This window comes from Dyadobacter ginsengisoli DSM 21015 (assembly GCF_059568735.1).
The window spans coordinates 364990-381036 of record NZ_JCANTY010000004.1; the positions used below are offsets into that span (position 1 = coordinate 364990).

A 16047-nucleotide genomic window follows, 5' to 3' on the forward strand; every position below is an offset into this window, starting at 1 on the left:
CCATTTCAGTATCCAAACCAATTCAACGAGCACAAAAAAATGGCCTACCGCATTACAGTAGGCCATTCCACGTAAACCCTCCTCTATCAGTGTTCGTCAAAAATGTGAATTGGGTTTCTGACAGGGCGTCAGTCCCAAAGCAACAATTTGCTTGACTGAATACTAATAACTAAAATTCTGTGCCAAATTATTAAAGAAAGCATTAGCGAACAATTTATATCAAACTTTTTTTATTCAAATGTAGATTAGTTACTACATTTTTCTAAAAAGATCCTGTTTTTACACGTTTTTGACACATTTTTCAATTATGTCGTGTGTTTACTATTTCACCACTTTTGGGAAATCATTCCCCAAAACGTAACATTCCCGGCCGTTTCATTGGCCGGGACGGGTCATTTCGATATGTTCGATGCCGTCTTCCAGGTACACTTCCCCGGATTGCCTGAATCCGAACGATTCGTAGAATGCTTTAAGATAGCGTTGCGCACCGATCCTGATCGGCACATCGCCGTAGAGCGAAGTTAACCTGGCAATTGAAACATGCAGCAGTTCAACGCCCAGGCCACTGCCTCTGCCCAATCCCGAAACCACGATTCGCCCTATCGAAGGATATTCATACGAAAGTCCATGCTTCAAGATTCTGGAATAGGCCACGAGCCTGCCATCCAGATAGCCCGACAAGTGATGGCATTCCTGATCTTTGTTATCCATATCTGTGAAACAGCACTGCTGCTCCACTACGAACACTTCGCTTCTCAGGCGCAGAATGCTATAAAGCTCATCGTTGGTGAGCTCCCCGAAGGTTTGAAAGCGCCAGTCCAGCTGCAAATCCATAAACGTGTAGCTTGAAAGAATTTATTTTTATCTGATATTGACCGTTTTTATAAATTTGCGGCACAATTACGAATACCAAGGTACCAACATTAAAATAACCAATTATACATTATCAATATGGGAAGGGCTTTTGAATACAGAAAGGCGCGGATGTTCAAGCGGTGGGATAAGATGGCAAAGACTTTCACCCGCATCGGGAAAGATATCGTCCTTGCAGTGAAAAACGGCACCGCCGACCCTGCCACCAACTCCAAACTCCGGGTGCTACTGCAAAATGCAAAGGCAGTGAACATGCCCAAGGAGACTGTCGAAAGGGCTATCAAACGTGCGAGCTCCAAAGATCAGGACGATTACAAGGAAATGGTATATGAAGGATACGGCCCGCACGGCATCGCGATCCTCGTGGAAAGCACGACCGATAACCCTACCCGCACGGTAGCCAACGTAAGAAGTTATTTCAACAAACTCGGCGGAAGCCTCGGCACCATGGGAATGCTCGACTTTATTTTCGACCGGAAATGTATCTTCAAGATCAAAAACACGGGTAAAGATCTTGAAGAACTGGAATTCGAGCTGATCGACGTGGGTGGTGAAGAAGTATTTCTGGATGAGGAGACCAACCTCATCAATATCTACGGAGAATTTTCGACATTCGGCGCATTGCAGCATTATTTTGAAGAAAATGGCTACGAGATCGTCGAAGCAGACTTCGACCGCATTCCGAACGACACCAAAACATTGTCGGATGAGCAGGTTGCAGAAGTAGAAAAGCTGATCGAGAAGATCGAGGACGACGACGATGTCCAGCGCGTTTACCACAACATGGCTTAATGCAGCGCCAATACTTTGTGCTGCTTTTTCATAAATTCAAAATAAGCGCCAGCCTCCTTACCCAAAAGCGAAGCACCTACCGGCGACGAAGATGAGACTGCCAAAACGGTCTCATTTTCTATTTTTACGGCCCCCAGACTTACCGCGATAAAGAACCATCCTGCGGTCGTTTCCAGCAGCGTCCCCACCGCGCTTCTCAGGGGGATATCGCTTTCATTGATTTTTTCGAGGATCAGCCTTTCCTGCCTGGCCTGTTCATATTGCCGGGCGTGCATATTCCTGTCGAGCTGCCCCATGGAACGGGACGTTTCATATTTATCACCCATCGAACTCTTGCCCTGGTCATTCGCCGATGCCTGGGCAGCCTCCATAGCATCCCACGCCACTTGCATGCGCTCGCCTAAAAGTGATTTCAAATGCATGATCAATGCGGCTTTATCCATACAAAAGAGGATTGGTGATTTGTCCTGAAAAGGTGCAAAGATAAGCATGCCATACTACACACATGCCTTGGCGACAAGATTCCTGAAAACATCAAACGAATGGCATGCGGTAGCAAATACCTGGCGCTGGCTATCTGCCCTTGCACCCGGAAAAAAGTATTATCAGGTCAAACAAGTCAACCTTGATCACACCTATGCCTGCCCCCCACCTTGTTACAGTGGGTAGGGTTGTTCAGGCATTTCCCCTGATCGGGTGAATGATGCAGAAAGAAAGGGGCATTTACTTCCCTGAAGTTTATTAGGAAGTAAATACCCCGTCGGCAAACCCGCCGAACGAGATGACTTCGTTACAGCTTGGTTACTTTTTTCCTTACAAGGACACCGGTACTGGTTTTGAACTCCACAAAATAGTCGCCTGGATTCAGATCCGAAACGTCCAATTCGTTGCTTTGCTGTTTTTGAAGCAGGACTTTGCCATTCAAATCAAATAGTCTCAAACTGTTCACGATCGATCCGTTCTCGGTTGCAATTTCTATGACATGCTGGGAAGGGTTCGGAAAAACGAATTCACCAGCATTCTTCTCGCCGGTTTGAACCGCTACGATCCTCGAAAGTGTGGCCGTGCCATCGTAGTCCACCTGATTGAGGCGATAGTAGGTAATGCGCGATCCCGGCATCTCGTCCGTGAAGTGGTAACTGTTCGTCACTTTACTGTCGCCGACCCCCTTTACCGTACCGACGGGCTCAAACCGGATTGCATCACTGCTTTTCTGAACTTCGAAATAATCATTGCTGGTTTCCGAGCTCGTGACCCATTCCAGCTCATTGAACCCATTCATCGCTTTCTTCGCATTAAAGCTCACGAGCGTCACCGGCAATGGCGGCGGAGGCAACGGGGGAGGCGTGGCCATCAGCGACTTGGCATTACCCAGCACGTTGACGGAAGGATCCATGATCGCGTCCCGCCAGAGTTGTGCCGCCTGCATCTGGCCCGCTTCATTGAAATGTAAACCGTCGTATCTGCCGGAATTGTCGATAGCATTCAGGTTCGCGCCACGAAACGTGTTAGGAACGGTATTGATAAGATTATTTTGAGCATCGGTAAAATCCTGCCTGATGCCATTGTTATAGCACGACGTCGCCACCAGCCAGGCCAGATCCTGGTAATTTGCTTCGTTGCGAGACTTTTCCATAACCTTCAGGCTTCTGAAATAGAATCCGGCCGCGGTTGTATCCCCATCATTAATACCATGTGCAGAAAGAACCGCGCGCAACCCGGTTCTCGGCACATATTTGTTCATCGCATTCCGGAGGTTCACATATGGCATACGGATATTGTATTTGATAAAACCATGATCGAACGGGATATCATAGGCAGCTTTATAAAAATATCCCATGTTGCTCCCGCCGAAAGCTGCGCTGTAAAAGAGGACCGGTACATTCATGGCGCTGACCAGCAAATCCCCCAGTTTCGACCAGAACCATGGATACTCGCCCATGGGCGCAATCCCGCAGGTTTGACAGAGAGGAGTAGGTTGGAGAGCGGGCAGGTTGTCCGGGTTACCGCTCTGAAAGTATTGTAATTTCAATGCAGGATTTGCATTGAGATCGATGGTATTTACGAGATCGCTGTTGGAACCGGTCATCGCACTGTTTGCAGCGGCAGCATTGGAATGGCCTACAATCAAAAACACCTCTCCGACCCCTACTTTCTCGATGGTCGCCGAAGCCCCGAGTTGCTGCCCGCCGCTGTTGACTGCTCTGACTTCCAGATCGAAGCGCCCTCCGTTGGAACTGAGTGAGCCCGAAAATACATTATTGCTTAGGTTCGAAGCGATCGTTGTCCAGTTCGTGGAAGTACCTGGCTCCCCCGCCCGTGTTGTCAGCCGGGCTTCGATACGGGCTGTCTGAGCGGACACATAAGTTCCGGTCACAAACACATTTGCACTACCGCCCTGATTGCGCTGAAACACCATTCGAGCTGGGGGGAAATTGACGTTAACCTGCCCACAGACAGTCTGGTAAGTTGTAAGAAAAATAAAAAGCAGATAGAACTTTATGCGCATAGCAAGGTTGTTAAGAAATTAAACACTGAAACGAAAGAATATGAAAAGATTCAAAAGGGGGTGCTTTGCCATCCAAACGGACGGAACCGGTGTATTTTCGGCAAAAAACTGACAGCCACGACCATACTTTTCCCTCAAACCTTCGTCACGCCATTGCGCAGCCCGGCCACCAATCGTTTTTTGCAGATAATTGTTTATTTACTTTTAGAAACAGGAGAACTACGCTAACCGGAAGGACTCATTAAATCCAGCGGTATGAACAAAAATACTAAAGAGGTAACAAGTATAATTGTGATTTTCCAAATAAATTCTTCTTTTACTCAATAACTTATTCTACGGAAAATAAGGGCATCAATTCAAATTATTCTACCTGCGGAAAAGTAGTCACGGGCGGGCGAAAATGTTCCATACTTTGGAAATACTTATAACTCACATCCAGTTTCTTATCCACACCCGACACGATTAGATGACCGAAAAACCGCATTTGATTTTCACGTTGACGGCTTCCTTATTATCTTTGCCAAACTTTCTTGAATACCAGCAATGACACAACTTTCGGTCCGGCACTTACTTGGAATCAAAAACCTGAACGAGAACGACATTCAAACTATACTGGATACTGCGACTCAATTTAAAGAAGTTATTAACCGCCCTATCAAGAAAGTTCCATCCCTCCGGGATATTACGATTGCCAACGTTTTCTTCGAGAATTCTACCCGTACCAGGTTGTCATTCGAGTTGGCCGAAAAGCGGCTTTCGGCAGATGTAGTTAATTTTTCCGCCTCGGGAAGTTCTGTCAAAAAAGGAGAAACGCTGCTGGATACCGTCAACAACATTCTGGCCATGAAGGTGGATATGATCGTGATGCGTCACAGCAGTCCCGGCGCTCCACACTATCTTTCGACCCGTATTCCGGCCAACGTCGTCAATGCCGGTGACGGCACCCACGAGCACCCTACACAAGCATTGCTGGACGCTTTTTCAATGCGCGAAAAACTGGGAGACCTGGCCGGCAAGAAAATCGCGATCATCGGCGATATCACCCATTCCCGCGTTGCATTGTCCAACATATTCTGCTTGCAAAAGCTGGGTGCCGAAGTGATGGTTTGCGGCCCGTCCACGCTGATCCCCAAACATTTGGGCGAATTGGGCGTCAGGATTGGCCATAATGTAAAGGAAGCATTGCAATGGTGCGATGTAGCCAACGTCCTGCGTATACAACTGGAACGGCAGCAAATCAAATATTTCCCTTCACTCCGGGAATATTCACTGTATTACGGGATCAACAAAGCCATGCTGGACGAACTGAACAAGGAGATCGTACTGATGCACCCGGGTCCTATCAACCGCGGCGTGGAGCTTTCGTCCGATGCGGCCGACTCCCAGCATTCCATTATCCTCAACCAGGTCGAAAATGGCGTAGCTGTGAGAATGGCGGTACTTTATCTGCTGGCCCAGCAATAATAGGTTTCAGCACCTGACCTCTTTTCGTTTCTGTCCCAATTTTCCCATATCCCAAACCTTGCGGATATAGTCGGGGGCGAAAGGCACCTTACATTCCGTATTCCCGACGTTGACATACACCTTCCCTATCCGCAGCGCTACTTCCATGGCCTTTTGGGAAAGCGGAGCATAATAGGAACCCACCGCGATTACAAAACCATTCATGACATACCGGACCCGGTTTGGTGCCGAGTGCACCTCTCTTTCCACCCGGTCCAGCAATTGATCTATTTCTGCCTTGTCTAGATGCTCGTCCTGCGTGATTGCCATGATGCAACCCCATGTAGCCCAGCCGGCATCGGCCGTCAATTCATCGTCCGACTCGATCCATTTTCTGGCCATTTCGAATTTGTACGGACTTTCGGCAGCATTCCAGGCGACGGTAAACTCGCTAATCATATGCCACGATGCGCCACTTATCCACTCATCCAGGACTTCAGGGGTCATAAATGCAGGCCTGGACATCAGTCCCGCTAAATACATCGCGTCCGAATTCCCTGTCTTAAAAAGATCCAGCGCCAGCTGGTGATCATTCTTATGCTTTTTCAGGATCTGCTTCATATCACCGACCTTGACCCCATACAGTGGCTCCACAGCACCGTGATTCCTGAAAGTTTTCAGCGTCTGTTCAGTACCCAGTGCAGCTAACTGGTTCATAATTTCCCTCACCTGCTCCATATCCGGAAGATTTGTTTTACATTGAAAATATAACGGTTTCAGATAAAAATTAACTTTTCAACTGTGATCTAAATTCATCAACCATGACCTATGCAGAAGGAATGCTCCGGGAAGGTTCATTAGCGAACAAAACAATCATCGTTACCGGCGGCGGAACGGGGTTAGGGAAATCGATGGCCACCTATTTCCTGAGGCTCGGTGCTAATGTCGTCATTTGCAGCAGGAAACAGGATATATTAGAACAAACGGCCAACGAACTGGCCGCTGCTACGGGCGGGAACATCATCTATATCGCATGCGATGTACGGAAGACCGAACAGATTGAGCAGGTCATCGCGCAGGCGGTTGAACGCTTCGGACAAATTGATGGCCTTGTCAACAACTCGGCGGGTAACTTCATCAGTCCTACCGAACGGCTGTCGTACAAGGCTGTGGACACGATCGTGGATATCGTCCTCCGGGGAACCTATTATTTCACATTGGCCCTCGGTAAGTACTGGATCGAAAAACGTATCAGCGGAACCGTCCTGAATATCGCCACTACTTACGCGTGGACAGGTTCGGGCTGGGTGGTGCCTTCGGCAATGGCCAAGGCTGGCGTGCTGGCCATGACGAAATCACTGGCGTTTGAGTGGGCCAGATACGGCATACGTCTCAATGCCATTGCACCGGGGCCGTTTCCTACCAAAGGCGCCTGGGACAGGCTATTCCCAGAGGAACTTGCGGGTAAGTTTGCATTCGAAAACAGGATTCCCCTCGCCCGCACCGGGGACCATCAGGAACTCGCAAACCTCGCAGCATATCTCATTTCCGATTTTTCCGCGTATATGACCGGCGAGGTGGTCACGCTGGATGGGGGTGAAATACTGGCGGGAGGACAGTTCAACTTTCTGAAAGAAGTAACTGACGATCAATGGGATGACATCGAGGACCAGATCAAAAATGCGACCCGTGGCGGACAACGTTCAGAATAAAAATTTTATTCCCGTTTTATTGGGTAATTTTGCCCGTTCCTTCGTTATTTGACAAATGATGAAAACACGTACATGAGAACAGATTTTCGCTTTTGCATCTCCATAATGGCCATTTTTGCGATGGCCGGCTGCGCGTCTTCGAACAAATCGATGAAGCAGTTGCCGGAAGCCCAGGTGCGTCCGACGGAACAGCAGCAGCAGGCATATGCGCCGGTAAATGAGGAACTTTCGCTGGTTGCCATTCAAAGCAAATACCTTTTGAAAGACACTACACAAACCAAAGTATTCCTTTATGTAGATGTTTTCAAGGGCAAAAATGCAGTTACTCCTGCCGACTTCGTCAAGCTTTACAATCTCAACTACGTCATCTACTCGGATTACGGAACAAGAGAAAGGCTTGGCTATGGCAATGTAAAACTCGATTCCTCCAATGTTTCGCGGATCGGGGATAAGATCGTCATTTCCTACGACCTGAAAAGCCCTAACCGTGATTACGGCGTACTTCTGAGCGAGATCAGTCAGACCGGCACGCTCAAAAAAGTGCTCAATGACCTGACTATCCACTTCAAAAAGATGTCGGTAAACCAGATGTACGGCGTATACACCAGCAATGCAACACAACCATTGCAGCGGCACTATATCAATACAAACGAACAGTTTACACTGAAAAAGGCGGGTGACGGAAATGACCAGCTGCATGTGTACTATTACAGCCACGATTTTGAACCGGCTGGTTCGCCGATGAACATTGCGCCGAAAAACGTAAGCAAGTCGCTTGAAGTTGACAGCTCATTTACCATCAATGCCAACCAACCTTTGCAATTCAGCAAGGAAGGCCTTTACAACATCTTCGCAGACACAACCCAGTCGGAAGGGCTAGGCATCCTGGTCGTTAACGAACGGTTTCCAAAGGTGACACGCCCGCAATTCCTGCTGGGCCCGCTGCTCTACATGAGCACCAATAACGAGATCAACGAAATCAAGAAAGCCGAAGACTTTAAGAAAGCGCTGGACAAGTACTGGCTGACGCTGATGAATGGCAATGCGCCATTGGCTCAGCAATCTATCCGCTCTTTTTATGGACGTGTGGAAGAAGCCAATCAACTTTTTACAACTTACAAAGAAGGCTGGAAAACCGATAAAGGCATGATCTATATCGTCCTGGGCCCGCCTGACAAAGTACAGCGGAGCAAAGACCGGGAGGTATGGACCTACGATCACAAGGGCAATGCCCAGAATGTCAATTTTACTTTTAACAGAAGAAACAATCAATTTGTGGATGATCATTATGAACTGGTTCGCTACGCCGAATACCAGCCGATTTGGTATCCAGTAGTAGAAGCATGGAGAAACGGAAGTATACGGTAAGAAAACCAGCCCCCAAACAATCACAGGCCGACATGGTTTTTGGTACACAATCAGTACTGGAAACCCTTCGTTCAGGAAAAGAAATCGAACGGTTGTTTATCCAGAGAGAACTCGGACTCTCGGAGATCGAAAAACTCGCCAAAGAACTTGGCGTCCCCTATCAGCGTGTGCCGGTTGAAAAACTGAACCGCGTAACCCGCAAAAACCACCAGGGTGTCATCGCATTTGTGTCGCCGATTCAGTATATGCCTTTGCATAATGTGCTGACGCAGGTGTATGAAGATGGCAAAACACCTTTGCTGTTATTGCTCGACAGAATCACGGACGTCCGCAACTTCGGCGCTATCGCCCGTACAGCGGAATGTGCTGGCGTGCAGGCATTGATCGTTCCGACCAAAGGAGGAGCGCAGATCAATGCGGATGCGATGAAGACGTCCTCGGGTGCATTGAACTTCCTGCCTGTATGCCGGGAGCCTAATCTGTACGAAACGCTTACCTATCTCAGGAACAGTGGCCTGCAAATCATTGCCTGTACGGAAAAGACGGAAAAATCATTATATGATATCGATTTTTCTATTCCAACCGTAATCATTATGGGATCGGAAGAAGATGGTATTTCCAAAGAATTTATAGATCTGGCTGATAGCGGGGCAAGAATTCCCTTAAACGGACAGGTGGAGTCGCTCAACGTCTCCGTGGCGAGCTCGATTGTACTCTATGAAGCTGTAAGACAACGCATTAAATAATTAATTTTCCAACAAAAAACACCTGACAACATTGGATTGAACTCCTCTGTGTCAGGTGTTTTTTTATAAGCGGCTTAGCTACTCCTGGCGAAAACTCTTCATAATCCAGCCACCACCTACTACATCATCACCTTCGTAGAAAACTGCGGCCTGGCCGGGCGCGATGCCATTGACCCCGTCATGGAAACGGGCAATAATACGATCGGGCTCGGTTTGCTCGATCACGGCCGGCGTTCCGTCGTGTTTGTAGCGTACTTTGGTCACTGTTTCCAGGGGTTGGTCAATTGAAGCATATTTCTGCAAATTCAGCTTACTCACGAGCATTCCATCCCGGAAAAGATCGGGCATGTCGCCGAGTACCACCTCGTTGGTCTCCTTTCGGATTTCTGTCACGAAAACAGGACGTCCCAATGCTATCCCCAGGCCTTTGCGCTGACCGACGGTGTAAAATGGATAACCTTCATGCTTGCCCACGACTGTTCCGTCTTCATAAACAAAATTCCCGCCGGCTACCTCAGCTTCGAGGCCAGGAATGCGCCTTTTCAAAAACCCGCGGTAGTCATTGTCCGGTACGAAGCATATTTCATAGCTCTCCGACTTATTGACCAGATCTATAAAACCTCTTTCACGCGCCATTTCACGAATTTCCGTTTTGTGCAGGTAGCCCAGCGGCAACTTAGTCCGCGCAAGGCTTTCCTGTGATACGCCCCAAAGCACATAACTCTGGTCTTTCCATGCATCGATACCTTTTGAAACATAGTGACGACCATTATGGAATTGCATATTGGCATAATGGCCCGTAGCGATAAACTCGCAATCGAGCCTGTCGGCACGACGGAGCAACGCGTCCCATTTAATGTGCGTATTACAAAGCACACAAGGATTGGGAGTACGGCCTTCGAGGTACTCGCCTGTGAAATGATCGATCACATAATCACCGAATTCAGCGCGTATATCGAGGATATAATGGGGGAAACCCAGCTCTACTGCAATGTTCCGGGCATCGTTGATGGAATCCAGTGAACAGCAGCCGGTCTCTTTTTTGGTACCACCGCTGCTCGCGTAGTCCCAGGTCTTCATGGTCATTCCGATGACCTCATAACCTTGTTCGTGTAACATTACAGCCGCGAGAGAGCTGTCGATGCCGCCACTCATGGCGACGAGAATGCGTCCGTGTTTACTCATTGTAGTAATCTGCCGAAGGTTGAATGCCTTCCGATTTGTTTGAATTGAAAATCGTTAGCTGCGGGCAATCGCCATACAGTTCCGCAAAGGTATGGATTAATTGCCATAAAACGGCAGCATTGGAGGAAGTTCAGGATATCACCTGACGTATTACATTCTTGATATTCAGCTCAATAATCTCCGTCATCGTCTCGCATTTATAGTAATGCATGTCGGAATAATGCTTCGCTAAGCCTTCTCTGAGTTGATGGATATTATCGATGGTGGAGATTTTATCCTTGATACACACATCCCTCAGCTCCCGCAGCCGGTGCCTTTCGCTTCTGGCCTGATACATGATCGATGATTGCTCTTCCTGTTGATACTGCAGGACGGTTTTATCTGTGAGATATTCCATCGCAAGCTCTACGTAGGGCCTGTTTTCCTTAAAAAACTGCGGCATATAAACCTTCAAATTCCCTTCATAGAACTGCTGGTCGAAATCGATCGCACGCAGCCGGAACTGGAAATCGTCAAAGTCGGGGGTTATCTGCATGACGAAGTTGTAGGAGCGCATATCACCCAATAAAGTGATCATACACCGCTCATTGAACTTTACGAATTCCTTGGCAATCCGGATCGGGTTATAGTCCGTGTGTCCCAGCCTCGTCTTGGCGAATTCATCTCCGGGAATACCGGCAATGTGTTCTTCTATCAGCGTTTCACCGTCCACCAGGTAATTGACCTGGTTCGGGGAAAAGATCTCTTCCAGTTCCAGGCCATAAATGCGGGAAGAATCGGCCTTTTTTACATAGAAGTAATCATAAATATCATTGAGCCGGTTTACGATCCTGACCCGGAACGGATTAGAGTTTCCGAATTTACAGTAGTCGATGCGATCGATGTACTTGTGCTCGACGATCCGTAAATTACCGGAGGCTTTCAACATCGCATAGACTTTTTTTAGTCCGGAATGCAAGCGTTCGAGCTCATGCGGCGGATAAAGCGGGCTTTCCCAGAGCGTATCCTTCCCATTCTTGTCGGTTACAGGAAAAGATTCGTAAAAATTCAGGAGATCGTGGTAGGCAACAGGCAACCTGGCATCTCTTTGATAAAAACGCAGGTATTTCCTCAGTTCCGGGCTGACCGGATAGATGGGTTTTTTCTTTAAAATTTTAACATCGCCCTGTTCCATACGAGGAAGTTACGGATATTTGACCGATTGTTCGAGGTTCGGGAACGAATAATAACGGCTAACAGGCCTTTAATGCCTCACTTATGAGCTTGTACGGATTGGTGATATGCGGAGGGCAGAGTTCGCGGATGGGAGCCGACAAAAGCCGGTTGATTTACTATCAGAAACCCCAGCACGACCACGTTGCCGACTTACTCGCACCGCTTTGCAAAAAAGTGATTATCTGTTGCAATGTAAACCAGCTCAGCACCCTGGAAAGCGATTATGAAAAATTATCCGACCTTCCCGCATTCGTAAATTCCGGTCCGGCAGCCGCGTTGCTGACGGCCTTCGCAAAATTTCCGGGAAATGACTTTCTTGTCGCCGGATGTGATTACCCCTATCTCAGCACCTCCGAACTTGCCAATTTTCTTCGTTTTGCCGAGAAGGATTTGACTGCCGCCGCCTTTTATAATCAAGAAGGTTGGTATGAACCACTATTGGGCTGGTATTCCCGGTTAGCGGCGCCTGCATTGACAGAAATGTTTCAGAGTGGCTCTTGCTCACTGCAAAGGTTTCTGAAAGAGCAGGAGGCAGGAAAATATCAGCCCATTTCTGAAAAAACCATGATGAGTGCGGATACGCTGGAAGATTTCCATGCCGTAATGCAGGAACTCGCCAGCCAAAACAAGTAATAAAATGGAGATCAGTCCCGTAAGAACCCATCCTGTCATCCGGATGAGCCATACCGAAAGGGAGGAATTCGACGACCAGCTCGCCGTCGAAGAGCCGCTCGAAATACGCATTGCCTACCGGCCGGGTCGACAAAAATTTACCAAAAGCATATCGGTAACAATGCGTACGCCCGGCAATGATGCCGAGCTCGCCGCCGGTTTCCTGTTCACCGAAGGCATTATCCATTCAAAAGATCAGATCGCAGACATTAATACTTCGGTGCTGGGTGAAAACCGGATCGTTGTAACCTGCCCCGATGATTTCGAACCACAGCTAGGCTCACTGGAAAGAAATTTTTACACCACATCCAGTTGTGGCGTATGCGGCAAAGCCAGTATAGATGCTATTCAAACCCGGTCGATTTATGAGACAAGTACGGAGCCACTAGCATTGCAAAGGAAAGTGTTATTCCACTTGATGGAGCAGCTTACCCACCACCAGGACGTGTTCGGCAGTACCGGCGGCCTGCATGCGTCCGCATTGTTTGACTTTGAGGGCAACTTTGAGGCCCTGCGCGAAGACGTGGGAAGGCATAATGCATTGGACAAACTGATCGGCTCCAGATTACTGCTCCATGGCCTTCCGCTGAAAGACCGTATACTACTGCTCAGCGGAAGGGCCAGCTTTGAGTTGATCCAGAAGGCCGCAATGGCTGGCATCCGGGTTGTGGCAGCCATCGGCGCCCCATCCAGCCTGGCGGTGCAGCTGGCGGAGGACAGCCGGATTATTCTGATCGGGTTTCTGAAAAAAGACAGATTCAACATTTACACCGGCAGCGACCGGCTTCAATTGTTATGAAAATACGCATCCACGGAAATTCAGTCCGTTACAGATTATCCAAATCGGAGGTCCACACGCTTGAACAAGAAGGATATCTGGAAGAAACTACTTCCTTTGGAGCCTCCCGACTTGCATATGTCGTTCAGAAGTCTGAGGATAACGACCTCACCGCCCGGTTCGACGGCGGGAAAATAACACTCTTCGTACCTGGCGGTTTGCTGAAAAACTGGACGGTCAATGACCGGATCGGCTTCGAGACAAACATGCCATTGGATGACGGTCGTTCGTTATATCTTTTGATCGAAAAAGATTTCAAATGTCTGGACAATGTATCCGAGGACCAGTCCGACAACTATGAAAACCCAAACAAAACCTGCTGACCATGGCCGACCATCCGCTATCTGTTCCCGGTTCTGAAAACCCCGAAAAATTGACGGGCCTCAAGAAAGGCAATATTAAGAAGGTTGCTGCCGGCATTCCGGCCGTTGTTTCCAGCTTCGAAAAGGTTATCGGCGAGGCAGGTTTGCAGCGGGGCATGAAAGCACTGTTCAGCCTGAACCAGAAAGGCGGCTTCGACTGCCCGAGCTGTGCATGGCCGGATCCGGACGACGAACGCTCGGGTATTGCCGAGTACTGCGAGAACGGGGCCAGGGCCGTAGCCGAAGAAGCAACCACCAAAAAGCTCACCGCCGATTTCTTTTCACAAAACGCCGTGCGGGATCTGGGCAAGCTGACGGATTATGAGATCGGGGGAAAAGGCCGGATAGCACAGCCCATGTTCCTTCCGGCGGGCGGCACACATTACCAGCCTATTACCTGGCAGGCTGCTTTTGAAAAAATCGGAACGGAACTGAACCGGCTGAATTCGCCGGACGAAGCCATCTTTTACACCTCTGGACGAACCAGTAATGAAGCGGCTTTCCTGTACCAGCTTTTTGTAAGGGAATTTGGCACCAACAACCTTCCTGATTGCAGCAATATGTGCCATGAAAGCAGCGGAACGGCATTGGGCGAATCGCTCGGGATTGGCAAAGGGTCGGTAACGCTGAACGACTTCTATGAGGCCGAAGTGATCCTGATCCTGGGACAAAACCCCGGCACCAATCATCCGAGAATGCTCAGCGCGTTACAAAAGGCCAAGGCAAACGGAGCAAAGATTATCTCCATTAATCCGCTGCCCGAAACAGGTTTGATGGGTTTTGATAATCCGCAAAGTGTTGCGGGTGTACTTGGCATAAACCCCGGGCTCACCGACATTTTCCTGCAGGTAAAAATTAACGGCGACCTGGCATTGATTAAGGCCATCGAATTATTGCTGCTTGCCGAAGAGGATCAAAACCCCGGTACGGTGTTCGATCATCCGTTCATCGAGGCACATACCCAGGGCTTTGCAGAGCTGGTCGGCGACCTCAGACGATACGATGCAGAACAACTGGCCCTACAAGCAGGCATTCCATTCCCGCAGGTGCTGGAAGCGGCACGCGTCATCGCAGGTAAGGGTAAGATCATCGCCTGTTGGGCAATGGGCCTCACCCAGCACAAAAATGCCGTGGATACGATCAAGGAACTCGTGAATCTGCTGTTACTCAAAGGTAGTATCGGCAAACCGGGGGCCGGGACCTGCCCTGTCAGGGGACACAGCAATGTTCAGGGTGACCGCACGATGGGCATATTCGAAAGGCCTCCCAGGAAATTGCTCGACACGATCGAGAAAAACTTCGGCTTCACACCTCCTGCCACTCACGGCTTCGATGTCGTGGAATGCATTAAAGCCATGCATGACGGACGTGGAAAGGTATTTTTTGCAATGGGCGGGAATTTTCTTTCCGCCACACCCGATACGCGGTTTACCGCAGAAGCGCTGCAAAAATGCCGACTGACAGTCCATGTCTCGACCAAGCTAAACAGAAGCCACCTCGTACACGGCGAAGAAGCGCTCATACTCCCCTGCCTGGGCAGGAGCGACAAAGACATGCACGACGGAGAAAATCGTTTTGTGTCATGCGAAAACTCGATGGGTGTGGTACAGCTCTCCAGAGGCGTGCTCACACCCATATCGGACCAGTTGCTCAGCGAGCCGGACATTGTCTGCCGACTGGCAAAAGCGACATTAGGAACAAGAAGCTGGGTTAACTGGGATCGGTATGAAGACAATTATGACAATATCCGGTCCGATATCGAAAGGACTATTCCCGGCTTCGATGCCTACAATGAGCGTGTCAGGCAGCCGGGCGGCTTTTATCTGCCTAACTGCAACCGCGCAGGAACATTCGATACGGCTTCCGGGAAGGCGCACTTTCATGTGGCGGCCCCACAGTCCCCGAAGCTCCGCGACGATGAGCTGATGATGATGACTATTCGCAGCCACGACCAGTTCAATACCACCGTGTATGGCCTGAACGACCGCTATCGGGGTATCTACAATGAACGGCGGGTGATTCTCATGAATGGAGGCGATATCCGGAAACACAACCTAAAAAATGGCGATCTGGTGGATCTGCACAATGTCCACGACAACATCGAACGTATTGCGCGCAAGTTTGTGGTGGTGGAATACCCCATTCCCGAACAATGTACAGCCACTTATTTTCCCGAGACCAATGTACTGGTACCCATTACGAGCGTTGCGGAGAAAAGCAATACGCCTACATCCAAAATGGTGATATTGACAATTACACCCCATCTGGATTCTTTGCACTAACTTAATACTGGCCTAACACAAACCGCCCGAACTTACCGTAATTTCGCCTC

The 16047-nt window shown here is 48.9% G+C and carries 15 protein-coding genes; 9 read left to right on the forward strand and 6 right to left on the reverse strand.

The window, feature by feature from the left end; translation table 11 throughout:
• Positions 1 to 375: 375 nt before the first annotated feature.
• The gene (locus tag BP71_RS16645) at positions 376 to 834 is read right to left on the reverse strand and encodes a GNAT family N-acetyltransferase (protein WP_496381144.1); all 459 of its coding nucleotides are present in this window, start codon (positions 832 to 834) and stop codon (positions 376 to 378) included.
• 117 nt (positions 835 to 951) lie between these two features.
• On the opposite strand from BP71_RS16645, the gene BP71_RS16650 reads away from it, so the two are divergent.
• Positions 952 to 1665 (forward strand): YebC/PmpR family DNA-binding transcriptional regulator, encoded by a 714-nt coding sequence (locus BP71_RS16650; RefSeq protein ID WP_496381146.1) that lies wholly within the window; start codon positions 952 to 954, stop codon positions 1663 to 1665.
• On the opposite strand, the gene BP71_RS16655 is transcribed toward BP71_RS16650, so the two are convergent.
• Positions 1662 to 2108 (reverse strand): transcription elongation factor, encoded by a 447-nt coding sequence (locus BP71_RS16655; RefSeq protein ID WP_496381148.1) that lies wholly within the window; start codon positions 2106 to 2108, stop codon positions 1662 to 1664. The two genes, BP71_RS16650 and BP71_RS16655, sit on opposite strands and share 4 nt — an antisense overlap.
• Before the next feature lie 347 nt (positions 2109 to 2455).
• On the reverse strand, positions 2456 to 4174 hold the full coding sequence (locus BP71_RS16660) for a T9SS type A sorting domain-containing protein (RefSeq protein WP_496381150.1): 1719 nt from the start codon (positions 4172 to 4174) through the stop codon (positions 2456 to 2458).
• 543 nt (positions 4175 to 4717) lie between these two features.
• On the opposite strand from BP71_RS16660, the gene BP71_RS16665 reads away from it, so the two are divergent.
• Positions 4718 to 5638 carry an aspartate carbamoyltransferase catalytic subunit gene (locus tag BP71_RS16665; protein ID WP_496381152.1) on the forward strand — a complete coding sequence of 307 codons (921 nt, stop codon included), beginning with the start codon at positions 4718 to 4720 and terminating at the stop codon, positions 5636 to 5638.
• 6 nt (positions 5639 to 5644) lie between these two features.
• Here BP71_RS16665 and BP71_RS16670 read toward each other — a convergent pair whose 3' ends face one another.
• Positions 5645 to 6355 (reverse strand): DNA alkylation repair protein, encoded by a 711-nt coding sequence (locus BP71_RS16670; protein ID WP_496381154.1) that lies wholly within the window; start codon positions 6353 to 6355, stop codon positions 5645 to 5647.
• 83 nt (positions 6356 to 6438) lie between these two features.
• Here BP71_RS16670 and BP71_RS16675 point away from each other — a divergent pair, with 83 nt between their 5' ends.
• The 3 genes from BP71_RS16675 to rlmB all read left to right on the forward strand — a co-directional run bounded on the left by BP71_RS16675 (position 6439) and on the right by rlmB (position 9443).
• Positions 6439 to 7329 (forward strand): SDR family oxidoreductase, encoded by an 891-nt coding sequence (locus tag BP71_RS16675; RefSeq protein WP_496381156.1) that lies wholly within the window; start codon positions 6439 to 6441, stop codon positions 7327 to 7329.
• 150 nt (positions 7330 to 7479) lie between these two features.
• Complete coding sequence (locus BP71_RS16680; protein WP_496381857.1) at positions 7480 to 8697, forward strand: GWxTD domain-containing protein; 1218 nt, start codon at positions 7480 to 7482, stop codon at positions 8695 to 8697.
• Entirely contained in the window at positions 8673 to 9443 is a 771-nt protein-coding gene (gene rlmB / locus BP71_RS16685) for a 23S rRNA (guanosine(2251)-2'-O)-methyltransferase RlmB (RefSeq protein WP_496381158.1), read from the forward strand. Before BP71_RS16680 ends, rlmB begins: the two co-directional genes overlap by 25 nt.
• Before the next feature lie 78 nt (positions 9444 to 9521).
• Here the strand turns inward: rlmB and mnmA are convergent, their stop codons facing one another.
• Together mnmA and BP71_RS16695 are read right to left on the reverse strand one after the other, a co-directional pair.
• Positions 9522 to 10628: a tRNA 2-thiouridine(34) synthase MnmA gene (mnmA, locus tag BP71_RS16690; protein ID WP_496381159.1), complete on the reverse strand. Its 1107-nt coding sequence runs from the start codon at positions 10626 to 10628 to the stop codon at positions 9522 to 9524.
• Between the two features lie 130 nt (positions 10629 to 10758).
• The gene (locus tag BP71_RS16695) at positions 10759 to 11802 is read right to left on the reverse strand and encodes a hypothetical protein (protein WP_496381161.1); all 1044 of its coding nucleotides are present in this window, start codon (positions 11800 to 11802) and stop codon (positions 10759 to 10761) included.
• An 83-nt stretch (positions 11803 to 11885) separates the two neighbouring features.
• Here BP71_RS16695 and BP71_RS16700 point away from each other — a divergent pair, with 83 nt between their 5' ends.
• From BP71_RS16700 to BP71_RS16715, 4 genes are read left to right on the forward strand one after another with little or no spacing between them, the layout of a single operon-like run.
• Complete coding sequence (locus tag BP71_RS16700; RefSeq protein ID WP_496381163.1) at positions 11886 to 12476, forward strand: molybdenum cofactor guanylyltransferase; 591 nt, start codon at positions 11886 to 11888, stop codon at positions 12474 to 12476.
• Between the two features lie 4 nt (positions 12477 to 12480).
• Complete coding sequence (gene fdhD / locus BP71_RS16705; protein ID WP_496381165.1) at positions 12481 to 13314, forward strand: formate dehydrogenase accessory sulfurtransferase FdhD; 834 nt, start codon at positions 12481 to 12483, stop codon at positions 13312 to 13314.
• Positions 13311 to 13676, forward strand: a complete 366-nt coding sequence (locus tag BP71_RS16710; protein WP_496381167.1) for a DUF7009 family protein — start codon at positions 13311 to 13313, stop codon at positions 13674 to 13676. The genes fdhD and BP71_RS16710 overlap by 4 nt, the downstream gene beginning before the upstream one ends.
• A 2-nt stretch (positions 13677 to 13678) precedes the next feature.
• Positions 13679 to 15997: an FdhF/YdeP family oxidoreductase gene (locus BP71_RS16715; protein WP_496381169.1), complete on the forward strand. Its 2319-nt coding sequence runs from the start codon at positions 13679 to 13681 to the stop codon at positions 15995 to 15997.
• Positions 15998 to 16047: the final 50 nt, after the last annotated feature.

Bases quoted from the DNA above. Each gene is read 5' to 3' on its own strand.
- BP71_RS16645 (WP_496381144.1), bottom strand. From the start codon at position 834: ATGGATTTGCAGCTGGACTGGCGCTTTCAAACCTTCGGGGAGCTCACC.
- BP71_RS16650 (WP_496381146.1), top strand. From the start codon at position 952: ATGGGAAGGGCTTTTGAATACAGAAAGGCGCGGATGTTCAAGCGGTGG.
- BP71_RS16655 (WP_496381148.1), bottom strand. From the start codon at position 2,108: ATGGATAAAGCCGCATTGATCATGCATTTGAAATCACTTTTAGGCGAG.
- BP71_RS16660 (WP_496381150.1), bottom strand. From the start codon at position 4,174: ATGCGCATAAAGTTCTATCTGCTTTTTATTTTTCTTACAACTTACCAG.
- BP71_RS16665 (WP_496381152.1), top strand. From the start codon at position 4,718: ATGACACAACTTTCGGTCCGGCACTTACTTGGAATCAAAAACCTGAAC.
- BP71_RS16670 (WP_496381154.1), bottom strand. From the start codon at position 6,355: ATGGAGCAGGTGAGGGAAATTATGAACCAGTTAGCTGCACTGGGTACT.
- BP71_RS16675 (WP_496381156.1), top strand. From the start codon at position 6,439: ATGACCTATGCAGAAGGAATGCTCCGGGAAGGTTCATTAGCGAACAAA.
- BP71_RS16680 (WP_496381857.1), top strand. From the start codon at position 7,480: ATGAAGCAGTTGCCGGAAGCCCAGGTGCGTCCGACGGAACAGCAGCAG.
- rlmB (WP_496381158.1), top strand. From the start codon at position 8,673: ATGGAGAAACGGAAGTATACGGTAAGAAAACCAGCCCCCAAACAATCA.
- mnmA (WP_496381159.1), bottom strand. From the start codon at position 10,628: ATGAGTAAACACGGACGCATTCTCGTCGCCATGAGTGGCGGCATCGAC.
- BP71_RS16695 (WP_496381161.1), bottom strand. From the start codon at position 11,802: ATGGAACAGGGCGATGTTAAAATTTTAAAGAAAAAACCCATCTATCCG.
- BP71_RS16700 (WP_496381163.1), top strand. From the start codon at position 11,886: ATGAGCTTGTACGGATTGGTGATATGCGGAGGGCAGAGTTCGCGGATG.
- fdhD (WP_496381165.1), top strand. From the start codon at position 12,481: ATGGAGATCAGTCCCGTAAGAACCCATCCTGTCATCCGGATGAGCCAT.
- BP71_RS16710 (WP_496381167.1), top strand. From the start codon at position 13,311: ATGAAAATACGCATCCACGGAAATTCAGTCCGTTACAGATTATCCAAA.
- BP71_RS16715 (WP_496381169.1), top strand. From the start codon at position 13,679: ATGGCCGACCATCCGCTATCTGTTCCCGGTTCTGAAAACCCCGAAAAA.